Source organism: Rasiella rasia, assembly GCF_011044175.1.
Taxonomy (GTDB): Bacteria; Bacteroidota; Bacteroidia; order Flavobacteriales; family Flavobacteriaceae; genus Marinirhabdus; species Marinirhabdus rasia.
The window spans coordinates 2,243,545-2,259,660 of the sequence record NZ_CP049057.1; the positions used below are offsets into that span (position 1 = coordinate 2,243,545).

General features: G+C 35.8%; 14 protein-coding genes. All 14 read left to right on the forward strand.

The features are described 5' to 3' along the window. Window positions 1–5 precede the first annotated feature (5 nt). The 14 genes from G5B37_RS10165 (at window position 6) to G5B37_RS10230 (ending at window position 16,110) form a co-directional block, all read left to right on the forward strand. Window positions 6–974 carry a hypothetical protein gene (locus G5B37_RS10165; protein ID WP_164679926.1) on the forward strand — a complete coding sequence of 323 codons (969 nt, stop codon included), beginning with the start codon at window positions 6–8 and terminating at the stop codon, window positions 972–974. A 15-nt stretch (window positions 975–989) separates the two neighbouring features. Next, on the forward strand, window positions 990–2,114 hold the full coding sequence (gene wecB, locus G5B37_RS10170; RefSeq protein WP_164679927.1) for a non-hydrolyzing UDP-N-acetylglucosamine 2-epimerase: 1,125 nt from the start codon (window positions 990–992) through the stop codon (window positions 2,112–2,114). Between the two features lies 1 nt (window position 2,115). After that, window positions 2,116–3,324 (forward strand): UDP-N-acetyl-D-mannosamine dehydrogenase, encoded by a 1,209-nt coding sequence (gene wecC / locus G5B37_RS10175; protein WP_263649782.1) that lies wholly within the window; start codon window positions 2,116–2,118, stop codon window positions 3,322–3,324. 13 nt (window positions 3,325–3,337) lie between these two features. Continuing rightward, window positions 3,338–4,177: a heparin lyase I family protein gene (locus tag G5B37_RS10180; protein ID WP_164679928.1), complete on the forward strand. Its 840-nt coding sequence runs from the start codon at window positions 3,338–3,340 to the stop codon at window positions 4,175–4,177. After that, window positions 4,174–5,838 (forward strand): N-acetylneuraminate synthase family protein, encoded by a 1,665-nt coding sequence (locus tag G5B37_RS10185; protein WP_164679929.1) that lies wholly within the window; start codon window positions 4,174–4,176, stop codon window positions 5,836–5,838. Before G5B37_RS10180 ends, G5B37_RS10185 begins: the two co-directional genes overlap by 4 nt. Window positions 5,839–5,863: 25 nt before the next feature. Continuing rightward, a complete protein-coding gene (locus G5B37_RS10190; protein ID WP_164679930.1) occupies window positions 5,864–7,690 on the forward strand; it encodes a hypothetical protein in 1,827 nt (608 codons plus the stop codon). A gap of 7 nt (window positions 7,691–7,697) precedes the next feature. Then, a complete protein-coding gene (locus G5B37_RS10195) occupies window positions 7,698–9,098 on the forward strand; it encodes a hypothetical protein (RefSeq protein ID WP_164679931.1) in 1,401 nt (466 codons plus the stop codon). Window positions 9,099–9,131: 33 nt separating this feature from the next. Beyond that, window positions 9,132–9,974 carry a hypothetical protein gene (locus G5B37_RS10200; RefSeq protein WP_164679932.1) on the forward strand — a complete coding sequence of 281 codons (843 nt, stop codon included), beginning with the start codon at window positions 9,132–9,134 and terminating at the stop codon, window positions 9,972–9,974. Window positions 9,975–10,005: 31 nt separating this feature from the next. Beyond that, entirely contained in the window at window positions 10,006–11,040 is a 1,035-nt protein-coding gene (locus G5B37_RS10205; protein WP_164679933.1) for an N-acetylneuraminate synthase family protein, read from the forward strand. Continuing rightward, window positions 11,040–11,561, forward strand: coding sequence for a KdsC family phosphatase (locus G5B37_RS10210; protein WP_164679934.1), 522 nt, complete (start codon window positions 11,040–11,042; stop codon window positions 11,559–11,561). The genes G5B37_RS10205 and G5B37_RS10210 overlap by 1 nt, the downstream gene beginning before the upstream one ends. A gap of 27 nt (window positions 11,562–11,588) precedes the next feature. Continuing rightward, entirely contained in the window at window positions 11,589–13,043 is a 1,455-nt protein-coding gene (locus G5B37_RS10215; protein WP_164679935.1) for a flippase, read from the forward strand. Between the two features lie 49 nt (window positions 13,044–13,092). After that, window positions 13,093–14,370 carry a hypothetical protein gene (locus G5B37_RS10220; RefSeq protein WP_164679936.1) on the forward strand — a complete coding sequence of 426 codons (1,278 nt, stop codon included), beginning with the start codon at window positions 13,093–13,095 and terminating at the stop codon, window positions 14,368–14,370. Window positions 14,371–14,705: 335 nt separating this feature from the next. After that, on the forward strand, window positions 14,706–15,602 hold the full coding sequence (locus G5B37_RS10225) for a hypothetical protein (protein WP_164679937.1): 897 nt from the start codon (window positions 14,706–14,708) through the stop codon (window positions 15,600–15,602). Window positions 15,603–15,711: 109 nt separating this feature from the next. Next, window positions 15,712–16,110 (forward strand): acyltransferase, encoded by a 399-nt coding sequence (locus tag G5B37_RS10230; RefSeq protein ID WP_263649783.1) that lies wholly within the window; start codon window positions 15,712–15,714, stop codon window positions 16,108–16,110. Window positions 16,111–16,116: the final 6 nt, after the last annotated feature.

Consider the following 16,116-nt stretch of genomic DNA (forward strand, 5'->3'; position numbering starts at 1 on the left):
AATTTATGACTCAAGAACATCACGACGAAGTAGATTTGGTGTACGTCATCAAAAAAATCAAAGAAATCATTAAAGGTTGGATCGTCCTGCTCTTTAAAGCGATTGGTTTTGCGCTAAAATTTTGGTGGGTTATTCTGTTACTTATTCTTATTGGTTTTGGTTTTGGCTACTACAAAATTAAAGACCAAAGACCCTCTCGTAAATCAACTGTTATTGTAAAAATAAACTACGAGTTGCAGCCATATGTACAAAATGTGATGGAGTTGTATAACTCTAAGGCAAAGGCGTATGATTCGATATTTCTAACAAAACATGGATTTAGTCCATGGAATCCAGAAGTAAAGGAAGTACAAATGGAGCCGATTGTTGATTTTAAAGATGTATTAGAAGAATATCAAATCAACGAACGAAGTTTAGACATGTTACTAAACAGAATGGAATTTGATGAGGAAAATCCGTTGGCAGATTTACTAGCAAAAGAGTACGACTACTTCGAGTTTGACTTTTCACTTTCTGGATATGCTACACCCGAGAATGTTGAAAGCTTTTTTACATATATAAATAACGACCCACGACTTACTGCCTATAAAACAGAAGCAGAGAAAAACTTAGCAGAGCAAATCGCACATAACACAAAGAGTTTAGCCCTTATCGACGGAGTATTTGAAAGTTATTTGTCTACAGAAAATGGAGGCACAGACGTTGGTCCTAGAGACAAGGGGTTTGACTTAAACGAGCTTATGGATGCGAAACTTATTGTGCAAGACAGAAACCAAATATTAAAAGACGAGCTGTCGTTGTCACAAGATATTGCCGTGCCGCTACACCAAATTCAAACACGTGATGCTGAAGGAAGACTTTTAAATAAGAAACATATAATTTATCCAATAGCATTGGTATTCTTTTTCTTCTTACTTGCCTATTTGAGATATGTTTACTTGTATCTAAGAAAGGTTGCAAGAGAGAACGAATAATTGTTGTAAAGAGGTATGAAAAAGAAGAATTTAATTGTATTTGGAACACGTCCTGAGGCTATAAAAATGGCTCCTTTGGTAAAGGCCTTTTTAAATGACGATAGTTTTGATACAAAGGTTTGCGTAACTGCACAACATCGCGAAATGTTAGATCAAGTTCTCGACTTTTTTGAAATCATACCAGATTACGACTTGAATGTGATGAAGCCAAATCAGAACCTATACAGTCTAACAGCCACAATTATAGAAGGAATGAAGCCTGTTTTAGACGAAGTTAAGCCAGATTATATATATGTGCATGGGGATACCACCACCTCTATGGCTGTTGGAATAGCAGGGTTTTACGCAGGGGCAAAAGTGTGTCATGTAGAAGCGGGACTTCGCACGTACGATAGGCAATATCCGTTTCCAGAAGAGTTCAACAGACAACTAACTGGGCGTATTGCAGATTACCATTTTGCACCTACTGCAGGCTCAAAAGAAAATTTGTTACAGGAACGAACCCTAAACGATCGTATTCTTGTTACTGGAAATACCGTGATAGATGCTTTGTTGTTTGGGATTGAAAAGGTGACCTCACCTGGATATTCTGATGCTGAAATTGAAATGTTGAATGCTAAGGTAGACCTCTCAAAGCGACTTATTTTGGTGACAGGGCATAGACGCGAGAATCATGGTGAAGGATTACTAAACATTTGTACGGCACTGAAAACTATTGCGCAGGAATATCCAGATACGCAAATAATATATCCTGTTCATTTAAATCCGAATGTAAAGGGACCTGTACATGAACTACTCGAAGGAGTGTCTAATATATTATTAGTGCCCCCATTGGCATACCCAGCATTTATTTGGTTGATGGAAAAAAGCTATTTGATAATAACCGATAGCGGTGGAATTCAGGAAGAAGCCCCAAGCCTAGGCAAACCAGTATTAGTAACCAGAACGACTACAGAACGACCCGAAGCAGTTTCTGAAGGTACCGTACTTCTAGTTGGAACCGATGCCGAAAGAATTACCTTAAAAACAAAACAATTATTAGACGACGATGCGTATTATAAAAATATGAGCCAACTACACAATCCGTATGGAGATGGTAAGTCGGTTGCACGAATCGTTTCTTATATAAAAACATTATAAAATGGAACATAAACCATCCGTAGTGATGATGGGTTTGGGCTATATTGGCCTTCCTACAGCTGCGTTGATTTCGAGTAGAGGGTTACAAGTAACAGGCGTTGATATTCGCGAAGAAGTGGTAGAAACCATCAATCAAGGGAAAATACATATTGTAGAGCCAGATTTAGACGGGCTTGTTCACCACGTGGTGAACAAAGGATATTTAAAGGCGGCCACTACACCTGTTGAAGCAGATGTATACCTTATAGCAGTACCTACTCCGTTTAAGGGAGATCATGTGCCAGATACTTCTTATGTAGCTTCTGCTGCTAAAAATATAATACCTACGCTTAAAAACGGGGCCTTAGTAATTTTAGAATCTACCAGTCCCGTAGGTACAACAGAGAAGTTACAAGAGCTAATTTTTGAAGAAAGACCTGAGTTGAGAGGAAGTATTTACATTGCCTATTGCCCAGAGCGCGTACTTCCGGGAAACATCTTGCACGAGTTAAAACATAACGATCGTGCTATTGGTGGTATAGACGAGGCATCTACTCAGAAAGCGATATCTTTTTATAAGCATTTTGTGGTGGGTGAATTGCACCCAACCAATGCCAAAACGGCCGAAATGGTAAAGCTGGTTGAAAATGCCTCTAGAGACAATCAGATTGCCTTTGCGAATGAATTGTCTATGATATGTGACAAAGCAGGAATTAATGTGTGGCAAATGATTGCATTGGCAAATAAACATCCAAGAGTGAACATTTTAAACCCAGGAACAGGGGTTGGTGGGCATTGTATTGCTGTAGACCCTTGGTTTATTGTTTCAGAATTTCCTGAAGAGAGCCAAGTAATTAGAAAAGCAAGAGAAGTAAATAATTATAAAACAGAGTGGGCGCTTGAAAAGGTTAAAAATGCTGCACTTCAGTTTAAGGTAGATAAGGGTAGAGATGCCGTAATTGCCTGTATGGGTCTAGCCTTTAAGCCTGATATAGATGATTTACGTGAGTCGCCAGCTTTATCTCTAACGGAAAATTTAGAGCGTGACAATTTTGCTGTACTTCGTGTAGAGCCCAATATTGAAAGTGACGAAAAAATGCAACTGTATGCCATTCCTGAAGCAATAGAAAAGGCTGATATAATAGTATTTTTAGTAGCGCATAATGAATTTAAAAATCTTAACATTCCTTCAGGAAAAATAGTGATTGATTTTGTTGGGTTAAAGAAATAAGCAATTTAGTATTATGAAACATTTAATTTGGATTTTTGCCATGTTAGTATGTATAGCATGCGATGACAAAAGTGAAACAGAACTAACTGTAGAGAAGGAAAAATTCACCCGTGTTTATAATGACGATTTTACAGATACTATTCAGCCATTTTGGAGAACAAATCAAATTACGCATCCAGATAGATTACAGATAGTGACCGACCCGCTTAACGCGGATAATGATGTAATGAAAATATCATTAGAAAAGGGTGACAGAATCGCAAAAGGTTATAGAAACGAGATTGTGGTAAACCCAAAAGATTCTTTCGGTTATCTAAATAAGTATTCATACCGGTTTATGTTTCCTGAATCTTTCTTTCAAAAAGAAGAAAAGAAAGGTATAATTGTCTTAAACCAATGGCATGATGAACCTTATCCAGGATTTACTTGGGCAACAAAAAAAATTAAAGCACGACCTCCTTTCGCGATGTATGTTGAGCATACACCTGAAGGAGAGTTTTATATGATATTACATTCGGGGATTAGAATGGGCAATGTTGATGAGATGAAAATTTCAAGATGGCCAGGAAAATTAGAACCAAATAAATGGTACACTTTTGAAGCCGATATTTTTTGGAGTATCTATGAAGACGGTTATGTAAAACCAAAAATAAATGATCTCTGTTTTGAATTTGACGGAGTTTCACAATGCACGTTTCAAGCTACTAACATGTATCACAAAATTCCTAATTATTTTAAATGGGGCCTTTATTGGTCGGGTACTCAAGAAAATAATAGGTATATATATTATGACGATTTCAAAATGAATACCGAACGAATTGGGTATTTTCCACCACAAAAAAAATTGGAATGAAAGTAATAGCCGAAAGCGCCTTTAATCACAACGGCAGCCTAACGTATACTCTTGATTTAGCCAAAGAGGCAAAAAAAGCTGGAGCCGATTACTTTACCGTTCAGGTAATGGATGTGGCCGCATTCTGCGTTGAAAATTACTCGAAATACGACATTTATGAAAATAACACCCTTTCGTTTGAAGAGTGGAGTGAGGTATTCGCTTATTGTAGAAAAATAGACATAGAAGTTATTCCTTGTGTTTTAGATATACCATCGTTTGATTTTTGTTATGCTGAGGGATTTCGTTTTTTAAAATTACATGCTACAGACATCACCAATAAAACCATGTTGCAAAAAATGGCAGGATATGATGATCTTACCTTTATTTTAGAAACACAATGCGCCACGAATCTTGAAATTAAATTTGCTCTAGATATTATTGGTAATCAGGTTGAATGTCTAATGCACGGATTCAGTAATTACCCAACCGAAGTAGAAGACCTTAATTTAAATGCCTTAGATTATTTAAAAGAAGAATTTCCGCAGTATAGCACAGGACTAGCAGATCATTCTTTAGATACTACTAATATTCCGCTTATGGTATTGGCAAAAGGATGTGAATACCTAGAAAAGCATATTACAATTACAAGAAATAATAGGAAATTTGACTATCAAGTTTCTTTGTATCCGCATGAATTTGCTGTGATGGTGCAGCAATTAAAGCATTATCAATTAGCGCTTGGAGATTACAAAAAGCACCCTTCAAAATCAGAACTTCCATATCGAAATGTGATGTATAAAAAAGTACTTGGGGGAGGTGATTTTAAGAGAGCAGACGCAGGTGTCGAGTACATAACACATCAATTTAATTCATTTAAAAAGGAAGATGTTGGAATTGCGCTTATCGCACGTTTAAAGTCGAAAAGATTACCATTAAAGGTCTTAAAACCTTTTCACGACACTAACATGATCGATTTTTTATATCAGCGCTTAAAAACGGCCCAAAAAGTTAAAGATGTATTCTTATCTACTTCCACATTGGCCGAAGACACACCCTTGGCTGAGGTTGGTGTTGAAAAAGGCCACAAGGTATATCGTGGCCATGCCGTTTCAGTATTAGATAGAATGTTAGAATTATCGCTTCAGGAGCAATGGGGTTCAGTATTTAGAGTTACTGGAGACAATCCGTTTACAGACCCAGACTTAGTGGATGAGATGATTACGCTTATGGTTGAAAACGACTTAGATTATGTACGCGCCAACAACGTGCCTTTTGGTGTTTCTGCGGAACTTTTCAGTACGAAATACCTTTGGAATCTATACTTGAATATGGATAACCCAATGCATTCAGAATACCTTACACTATTTATTCTGAACGACGAACATGCCAAAAAAGGATGTATCGATGTGGAGTCTACTCTAAAAGATATAAAGTTTATAAACTTGTCTGTAGATTACCCAGAAGATTACAATAGGGTGCTGATGCTTTCAGAACGATTAGGCGCAACCAATTTAACTGAGGCGACTCTTAAAGATATCTTCGGGGTTATCGAAGATTTTAAGCGTGTGGATAAAAATAAACTTATTAAACTTCCTGAAGGAAAAGAGATTGTTTTTTCCGAATTTCTGAAACGATTAGAAAATCAGACATACGTAGTTAGAAAAAAAATGAATCTGTAAAAATAGAGAGGATTTTTCCACTTTTATGAAAAACAAGGTACTGCTTATAATAATCTTATTTCCTTTTTACTTCGGAAATGCACAAGAATTGGTGTGGGATATTAATGAACAGTTTACCTCAGAGAATCTGTTAAAAAAGGGCGCTGTAAGCGTTATTACCATTAATACGACCATAGAAGTTCAAGGATCCGTATCAGTACCATCCTCAATATCTTTAAAATTTGTGGATAAAGGCATGCTTAAAATTGCAGACGAGCAAACATCACTTGTCATTCACGGTAGCATAGAAGCAAAACGCCAGCAGATTTTTGATATTTCTTCACCTGGCGTTACCTCATATCGTTTTGAGTCTGTTTCTAACATAAAAATGACCAAGAATAAGCAGTACTTTCCCGAATGGTGGGGTGTTTTTCCCAATGTTGTTCCGAGTAAAAACGGGAACAAATTGCCTAAAGCCAGTCATCACCAATTCTTGAAAGAAATTATGCTAGACATAGCAGCTTCTGGCGGGGGCGAACTTATTTTTGATGAAGGGGTTTATTATATACGCGACTTAATTATAGATTTTGACAATATAGAAGTACGAGGGCAAGGAGCAAAAAAAACAATACTTCGGTTTGATAGCGAAAATTATGGGTATTCTACGCGAAGAGGTACGGTTGTCATGATACAAGGACCTACCTTAGAGAAATTTTATAGCAAAATGGTGCCAGACGGAATACCCATTGCAGGAAATTTCAGCTTTACAGAAAAACAGCAGACCATTGAGAATATTATCATGAGAGACCTAACGGTTGAGTGGGATGCTGAAGCTGCTAGAGCAGACCCGTCTATGAATGGAATTGCGGTGATGAATGCGAAAAATGTCTTGATAGAAGGCGTACATATCGATCTACATGGTGCCAATCGCGCCTTTTTCTTAGGAAATGCATTTGAAGGCGATGTTACCGAAAATGTTACAATTGCAAATTCGTCTTGTGTAAATAGCCGAACAGGGGTGTTTATATTATCTGGTTATGCCAAAGATGAGAACCCAAGAAAAAAAATGGTGCTAAACAACATCAACATCTTAAATAACCATTTACAGATGGTACCCATGCAAGATGTAGATGTTAAAAATGAACATTTGGTTTTGCGATATTTAGACGAGTATGCGTCTGGCGTATTTTTTATAGGAAATGAATACACCACTTCATTCACCCACACAGATGGTACATTTATCGAGAGAGAAATGGGTACTTTCCTTATTGAAGGAAACATCATTGAAAATGCAGATTTTGGCATTAGATCCTGGTATGGCAATGCAGACGAACACAAAGGCTATGTGCATGACGTGACCATTAAAGACAATTACTTTAGAAACTTTCGCTTAATAGGGGCTATGGCTCCGTTTAAGACATCTCAGATTGTTGGAAATGTATTCATCGTAGATACATTTACGCCTATTCCAGCTTCCGTTGAAGACGATAGGGGTGAAGATTATAAGGCTTCAGCTATTTTTGCTGCAAAAGCGCCCTTCGGAAAGTATAAATCTGATCACGGACCAGAAAAGGTACAGATTGAAAACAACATCATTCAGGGATGTTTTCTGAGAACTAGCCCCATAGTGGTTAGACCCAAAGAAAAAGCCAATATAACTATACATAACAACCAGGTGGTATACAGCAATGATTGCAAGGTGCCAAAATATGATATTGTTATAACTACAGATATCTATAATTATGGAACCCAAGAAGCTACTGTAAACATAAAGAATAACAGTAGAGGGTCTGCAATACAGCCTATTGAAGAGGCAACATTACATATTGATGCCAGAAGAAAAAAGCACATTACACTGCTTGACACACAATAATAACAATTTGAAAGGATTTATAATTTTACTGGTTATGGTGGTCAACCTGATGGTATGTTGCGCCCCTGCTACCTCAGAAATGAACACCAGTATTGAGGTTAGTGCGCATTATAATGGCGCAGATGCTACTGTAATTCAAGTAACAGATCAATATTTTCCGTCGTATCATTTTTATGTACGAGATGATACTAGAAAGTTTAGCTCTGCTTGGGCAGAATTTCTGGCATTCAAATACAATATTCCGCTTCACGTTTTTGAACAGAATGTAAAAGGAAGCATGTTTAAGGCATTTTTGCAAACTGGTCGTGGCGGTGCTTCTGTGTATTACCCAAGCTGCAGTGTTCCTTATCGTAAAAGTAAATTAGACTCTATCATTGCAGAAATAGGTGAGGTGTATGGTAGAACTCCAACCACACTTTCGTATGGTTGCGGCAAACTTAATTACACAGACAGTTTGCCAACATATATTTTAGGAGCGAGAACTTCAAATGCAATACCAATCGGGATTGAGGTAAATGCAATAACCTGGTACGGAAACGGTTTGGGAGTTGCCTACCAACTTGATTTTTCCCAAAGACAACAAATTTTGAAATATCCAGCCGGAGGTAGGTTTTATACAGACATTATACAAAAAAATATTGAGGCGGAAGAAGCTGCAAATTTTGTAAAAGAACAAGTTAGCATTGCGGTAAACACGAATGGATTCTATACCAACTTTATGCATTGGCATGACTACGCGATAGATAATGACAAAAGAGTTGAAGGAGTGGCGGTTATGGAGCCATTGTTTAAAGCAATGGAGATGGGCTTGAAAGGGTCTCGAAATTCTTATTTAGATTATAACGAGGCCATAGAGTATCTGTATGCGAAAGAAGCGGTAGATACAATTAAAAAAATTGAAGTATCACACAAACAACTAAAGTTAGTTGTTCAGCATTCCAACAAAAGGGATGCAGATTACACAGTAATTAAAACTCCTGTGACATTAAAAATACCGAAGGATGCATTGGGCAAGTATGATATAATGGACACTAAACAAAACGACACAATTATTTCCATATTTCAGGATAAGAATAATTTTTACTTAAATGTATTGCTTAATTATGATCGGGACAGCACAACAGTAAGTTTGATTAATGGAGAGGATAGATACATAATTGATAATCTTGAAAAAAAACTAAAAATAAGGGAACAGAACTTTAGTAAAAGCATTACAACAAATATTCCTTCCAAATTTGTACTTTTCAGAAGAAAACAGGGGGTAAAAATTTATGAAATTGAATTAATTGACAGAAGATTAAATTTTTCAGAAAAATACAAACCACCTAATTTTCAAGAAGGATATGATTACTTTTGTGGAGCAATAACGAGAACTCGACAGAGCGCTTTAATACATATTAAAAACTAGAAGTTTAAATTTTAATAGTGAAGAGTTATGGCTATGACATTAATTGAAAAGGTACAGAGAAGAATAAGGAATTTTGGCCCATACCACAATTACCTAAAAAGAAAATTTTACAAACCAGACGAAGAATTCAAGAACATAGATCTATCACCTACCGCTAAAAAATGGTATGATGATTTATCAGAAAATGGAATAATTAAGATCGAGGACACCTTTGAGTGGGTAAGTGATATATTTAAAGAATCCTATTTTCAACAAAAGGAAAATAAGTACTTTTTAAAGGATTTGGTTGACGATCGATCTCAGAAAACAGGGAGGGTTTTTGCACAAGCCGTTTCTCTAGAAGACCCAAAATTGCGCGATTGGTATTACAATGAAGATTTATTTGCAATGCTCGCTAAAATGTATCAAAGACAGCCCTATTACAGAAACCAACCCATGGTACAAACTTATGCTGTTAGCGATGAGAACGAAAATGATATTGCGGGAAAATGGCATATAGATGGTGGGCTAAACCAAATTACATTTATGCTATTAGTGAATGATATTGACACCTCTGGCACGCATATGCAATACGCTTTGAAATCTACACATGACGACAATAAAGAACTAGATCGTTGGAATATTCAAGATCACGATATTGAGAATAAATTTGAAATCATGCATTGTATTGGAAAGGCGGGCACACTTTACGTTTTTCAGGGCGGACTAGGATATCACAGAGCCGTGTACAAACCCAGCTCTACCAGAAGTGTGTATCATGCTAATTTTACAACTGGCCATGATGTAAAAAATTATCATTTAGAGCAAAAATCTGTTATAGAGAACGGAAAGAAAGAACCTTTCTTCATGAAAGATATAGCGAAAAAAATCATTTAGTTTTTATTATTAATTAAAAGCATTCGTAAACATGACCTATCTAATAGGAGAAATAGGACAAAACCACAATGGTTCTGTAGATGTAGCCAAGGCTATTATAGATGTAGTAGCTAGGCCTGTATACGACAAGCTTTTTGAAACGCAATTAGGTAGAATGAATGCGGTAAAACTAACAAAGCGTGATTTGCAGCATGAACTTTCTGCTTCGCAAATGGCGCGACCTTATAATTCACCGCATTCTTTTGGAAAAACGTATGGAGAACATAGAGCTTATTTAGAATTGGATGATGCTCAGCATTTTGAAATTTATCAATATGCAAAGAAAAAAGGGCTTGATTTTGTTGAAACATTATGCGCTATAAATTGCTTGAGCATATTAGATTTGTTTGTTCCAGATAGATTAAAGGTTGCGTCTAGAGACGTAACAAACTTACCTCTGTTGGACGAATTAGCCAAAACGAGAATACCTATAATCATATCAACGGGAATGGCCGGAGAGCGAGAATTAAATAACGCTTTAAATACTATAACAAAACACCACGAAGATATTTCGATACTTCACTGTGTGTCACAATACCCAACGCACTATGAGAATGTAAACTTAAATACCATACCATATCTAAAAGAAAAGTATCCAAATTATACTATTGGATATTCAGACCATACAGTTGGTATTGCAACACCAGTTGCCGCAGTTGCTATGGGAGCAGAAATTATTGAAAAACATATTACGTTAGACCGTCAAATGAAAGGAACTGATCAGGCTGGTTCTTTAGAGATTGATGGTATTTTTAGGATGACGCGGGATATCAGAAATCTAGAAATTTCTTTTGGCACTAAAGAAATAAAGATTGAAGAAGTCGTAAAGGAAGTAAGAGAGAAGCTTGAACGATCTATTGCCACCCAAAGGGCACTTCCTAAAGGGCATATTATAACTGAAGATGACATACACTTGCTTAGTCCTGGTGATGGTTTTCAATGGGCAGAAAAAGAGTATGTTATAGGTAAGCGAGTAACCAATGACATTCCCAAAGACGAAATTATCTACAAACAAAACTTTCAGTAATGGCATTACCTAAATTGGTTATAACCGATATTGACGGGGTTTGGACAGACGGTGGAATGTACTATGATGATACCAACCAAGAGTTCAAAAAATTTAACACCAGCGATAGTGTTGGGGTGCTTTTTCTTAACTACTTAGAAGTTCCGTTATTAATAATGACCGGAGAAGACACACAAATTGTGCAACGACGAGCAGACAAGCTAAAAATTACAGACGTTTATTTAGGAGTTAAAAATAAGTTAGAATTGACAAAAAAGATATGCCAAGAACGATCTATTTCATTGAGTGAGATAGCGTTTATTGGAGACGATATTAATGATTTACAACTTCTAACCAATGTTGGGTTTAGTGCAGCGCCATATAACGCACCCGAATATATAAAAGACAAGGTTGATTTAGTACTTCATAAAAAAGGTGGCGACGGTGCTTTTAGGGAATTTGTTGAACATTTAGTTAGTGAATACAGTAGTATTGAAGTCATGCTGCAAAAATATACCGAAGAAAAAAACATGAACCAGTAATTAGAAGAAGCGCTGCTACTCCGGCCTATGGAAACCAAGCAACACAAATTGGCTAGAAACGCCGCTATTTATAGCTTCTTTACACTTCTGCAAAGAGGCCTAGGTTTCTTTTTACTACCAGTTTATACTACAGTGCTCGCAACAGAGCAGTTGGGAATTATTAGTACAGCTACTGCTGTCATTTCGTTTTTAGTGCTTTTTTTCGGACTCTCCCTTAGAGGATCGGTGGCATACTACTTATACGAATTTCAAAATAACAACCTTCAATATTTGAAGAAATTATATGGCACCAATGTCGTGTTTATTCTCTTGTTTTCTTTGATTTCAATTGGATTTTTGCTTGTCACAAAGCAATGGATTTTAGAAGTACTCTTTGAAAATATTCCCTTTCGTCCATACATCTTTCTAGCTCTCATCAGTATTTTTTTACAACCGCTCTATTTTTTTTACCAATCGGTATTGAAGGCAAAGCAGCAAGCAAGAAAGGCATCTGTGTTAGATTTTGTGTATTTCGGCATTATGATTGGACTTACGCTAATTTTAATACTTGTTTTCAATTTTAAGGCCGAAGGAGCTCTTTTAGCAAATGCCATAGCTAGTTTAGCAGTATTTTTAATAAGTATTTTTGGATTAGGTAAAGAAATAACCTGGTGCTTTATCCCTCGTCTTCTTAAAAAGTCGCTTAAATACTCGCTTCCATTATTACCACATAACTTATCGGGATGGGCAATGAACATGGTAGATAAAGTGATGCTTAATGCAATTGACTCGTTAAGCATGGTAGCACTATTTGATGTTGGGTCACAAATTGGGAAAGTCGTGAATATGATTTCACTAGGCGTGAATTCTGCTTATGCACCATGGTTTTTTGATCAGGTTAAAAACAATGAAGATAGTAAGAAAAACATTGCGGGACTTACCTTAAAAATCGTTTTGTTATACGCCGTCGTAGGAGTTGTTATTAGTTGGCTAGCACCAGAATTTATCAAAATTATTAGTAACCCCGAATATCATGAGACTTGGAAAATAGTTCCAATTATCTCTACAGCATTCGTGATTAATGGGTTTTATTTTACGTTTAGCTATGTTTTTTTCTTAGATAAAACAAAATATCTTCCTGTATTAACCATTATTGGAGCACTTGTTAATATCGCACTCAACTATTATTTAATCAAGGAGTATGGGTACGTTGGAGCTGCTGTGGCAAGTTTGCTGACAAAAATATTTTTCGCAGTGTTGGTATATTATTTCAGTCAAAAATTATATAGTATTCCCTACAATCTTTTGTACATTATTTTGATCATTAGCATCGGATTTTTACTATCCATAATTCCGCTATGGGTACAAGAATACTTGGAAGCATTTAATATGTGGTGGGTGCTTACCTTGAAATCTTTATTTCTAGCTACTTTTGGCGGATACATTGTATTGAAAAACTTAAAAACTATACGAAAATTAATTAAACCTAAAAATGGCCAATAAGAACGTACTTGAGTTAATTGAACGCACATACGATGTAGAGGCTATTTGCTTGAAGGATGGCACACCCGTTTGGCCTCTTATACGCCAAGCAGTTTACTTTCAAGTTCTTAAGAAAAATGTACAGTACAGTAACAAATTAAGAACGCGCAGAAAAAGGTTACTTATCAAGAATTTTTTCTACGGCTTAAGTAAGCTTTTTTCACTAAAAAAATATGAGTACCTGTATTTTAATAACACAGATAAACGTGTGTATTATAATGAGGCGTATTTTGATATTTATTATGATGCATGGGCAGACTTGTTAGGTCAGGACAAGAGCCTTTTTATTGAATGGGCGATTGAAAAACACTTGCCAAATGAACAATTACATTCTCATAATGTAATGTCTGACTTGCCATTTAAATTCTTAACAAAACTCATTTCTATAAGCATTCCAATACATGTTGAAGGACGACATATTTTACAAGAAATTTTCAAAGAGTATAAAATATCGATTAATGTAAATAAAGTGCTAAAAGATAAGTTAGCTGAATACCGCTTATTTAGAAAGTTGTTTAAACGAATAAAGCCAAAAGCAGTTTTCGTTTTGAGTAGTTTTACGAAGGTAAGTATTGTATATGCTGCAAAAATGCTAAACATCCCCGTCCTTGAGCCTCAACATGGTTTTATAGGAAACACGCATCCTTTTTACAATGCCCAAAAAAAGTTTCCTGAGTTTTATCCAGACACCTTACTTAGCTTTGGTACATTTGAAAAAGAAGCACGAAACCATGCATTCATATTTGATGAAAAATCAATTAAAGAAGTAGGGAGTTTTCAATTAGATCTTGTGAAAGTGCGCCAGGCGCCTAAAGTATTAGAAGATTTCAAAAAACAATATGAAATTATTTTTTGTGTAACTCTACAGGCTATTAGAGACGAAGAAATTCTTCAATGGGTGATAGCTCAGGCACAAATAAACACGAATTGGCTTTTTATTATTAGACCAAAGCAACCAAATTTAGATATCCAACTCTATACAAAGGAAGATAATATTATTGTATTACCAGAAATTTCTACCTATGATGTGTTGAAAGCAAGTAATTTTAACATTACTATTTTTTCAACAACTGTAATCGAAGGTATATATTTAGGAGCAAAACCAATATTATACAATATTGACAATTTACCTAAAAAATATTTCGACCTTGATGCAGCTGATATTGCATTGATAGAAAATGGCGAACCAATTAATCAAGGTCACTTACAAAGAAAAGGTAAGTTTCCTATACCTTATTTTGTTGAAAATTATTTTGTTAACGTAGCTAAAGCCGCGAAATGCATTTAAGAAACATTCTATTTATGCTGCTTATTCTGCAGCCTTTTATCGATAAATTCGCTAAAAAGGCTGGCTGGAGCATTAATATCTTTAATGAATTATTAAGTGTGTCTGTTTTTGTGGCATTTCTGATTGTATTGATTAGCAGGAAGAAATTGAATAGCCTGGCATTGCTCATGTTTGCCTTTATAGGATATTGTTCTTTGCTTGTGATCTACAGGGGGATATATCCTCTAGGGTTTTTTCAAGTAGTCATTTATAGTCAATTTTTCTTTTACTTTTTTTACTTCATGACCCTGTCGAGAGATCAAAAAAGGGAAACGGCAATTTCTTTTAAACGAATCATGAGCGTTTTTGTTTATGTAATTGCAATTCTAGCATTTTTCGAAGCCTATAACCATACTGTTTTCAGAAATTTTATGGGTGTTCATAGTGTAAGAAGAGGAATTAATTACTTTTATCTTATTTCGTTTTTTGGCTCTGGACCAAGCCTAGCCATTTTTATCATGCTTTTTGTTGCTATCTGGCATTACTGTCACTATTCCTTAAAACTAAAAATGGAAAGACACCATATTTTTAATCTGGTTCTTGCGATTCTTTTAGGCGTTTTAAGTTTTTCTCGAAAAGAGGTTTTTTTCGTATTTGTATTTTTAGTGTTTTTCCCCTACCCATCCAGAAATTTAATCAATCGGTGGCTCAAAAGGCTCATCTTTTTCACAACTGTGTTTTGTGGTCTGATTGTATATTATCTGGCATTTTTTGGCAAGGCAAATTCTGTTGCCTTAGACAAAGATTATATTCGATGGAAGATCATACGAAGGTCCTTAGAAATTTATGCAGACCATTTTCCGTTTGGCTCAGGCCCAGGAACATTTGGCTCTAGGGTATCTCTTTGGATGACCGACATCTATGAAAAGTATAATATTGGACAAGACATGCTTGGCTGGAAAGCGATTGGGTCTAAAGGCCCTATTTATGACGCATTTCTTTTTACGCTATTTACAGAAATTGGCATCGGAATTTTTATACTCTTCTTTTTTATATATAAATTGTTTGAAGCTAAAACTATCGTTGGAGAATCATCAAGCAGGTTTATTAAGAATTTCCTGTTGTTATTTACTCTGGCACTAGGAATGTTTACCCCAATGTTTCTGAACAATTTTGGATTTATAATTATGATTTTTGTAGGCCTTATGATTGCACATGTTTCGTTGTTTAAATTTAAAAAGTGGAATGCATAAATTAAAATTAGTTATATACTATCTCTTTATTCAAAAACTACCCCATTCTAGATTATGGGGAGGGTTCAATAGTTTTCGTAGGTGGTATGTTGCTAAGGCCCTTAAATTAATGCCAAACGACAAACAATCAAAATTCGAGAATGGTGTTTACATCTCAGACGCAAAAAATTTAAAGATAGGAACACACGTTCGCGTGAACGAGCATGTTTTTTTACAAGGAAAAATTAGTATTGGAAATTACGTTATGATTGCTCCCAATGTGGCAATTTATACCAATTCGCATGAATTTGCTGATTTAGAAACACCAATGGTTTTGCAAGGCGATACCGAAACGAATGCAGTGGTCATTGAAAACAATGCTTGGTTAGGACGAAACGTAGTAGTATTACCTGGCATTACTGTGGGTGAAGGTTCTATTGTTGGTGCCAATTCTGTTGTCACTAAAAATGTTGCGCCTTTCACCGTGGTAGGAGGAGTTCCTGCAAAGTTAATTAAAACAAGAAGCTAAAACCAA

Coding starts and splice junctions, on each gene's coding strand:
- G5B37_RS10165 (WP_164679926.1), top strand. CDS start 6: ATGACTCAAGAACATCACGACGAAGTAGATTTGGTGTACGTCATCAAA.
- wecC (WP_263649782.1), top strand. CDS start 2,116: ATGGAACATAAACCATCCGTAGTGATGATGGGTTTGGGCTATATTGGC.
- G5B37_RS10210 (WP_164679934.1), top strand. CDS start 11,040: ATGGCATTACCTAAATTGGTTATAACCGATATTGACGGGGTTTGGACA.
- G5B37_RS10225 (WP_164679937.1), top strand. CDS start 14,706: ATGAGCGTTTTTGTTTATGTAATTGCAATTCTAGCATTTTTCGAAGCC.
- G5B37_RS10190 (WP_164679930.1), top strand. CDS start 5,864: ATGAAAAACAAGGTACTGCTTATAATAATCTTATTTCCTTTTTACTTC.
- G5B37_RS10215 (WP_164679935.1), top strand. CDS start 11,589: ATGGAAACCAAGCAACACAAATTGGCTAGAAACGCCGCTATTTATAGC.
- G5B37_RS10230 (WP_263649783.1), top strand. CDS start 15,712: ATGCCAAACGACAAACAATCAAAATTCGAGAATGGTGTTTACATCTCA.
- wecB (WP_164679927.1), top strand. CDS start 990: ATGAAAAAGAAGAATTTAATTGTATTTGGAACACGTCCTGAGGCTATA.
- G5B37_RS10185 (WP_164679929.1), top strand. CDS start 4,174: ATGAAAGTAATAGCCGAAAGCGCCTTTAATCACAACGGCAGCCTAACG.
- G5B37_RS10180 (WP_164679928.1), top strand. CDS start 3,338: ATGAAACATTTAATTTGGATTTTTGCCATGTTAGTATGTATAGCATGC.
- G5B37_RS10200 (WP_164679932.1), top strand. CDS start 9,132: ATGACATTAATTGAAAAGGTACAGAGAAGAATAAGGAATTTTGGCCCA.
- G5B37_RS10205 (WP_164679933.1), top strand. CDS start 10,006: ATGACCTATCTAATAGGAGAAATAGGACAAAACCACAATGGTTCTGTA.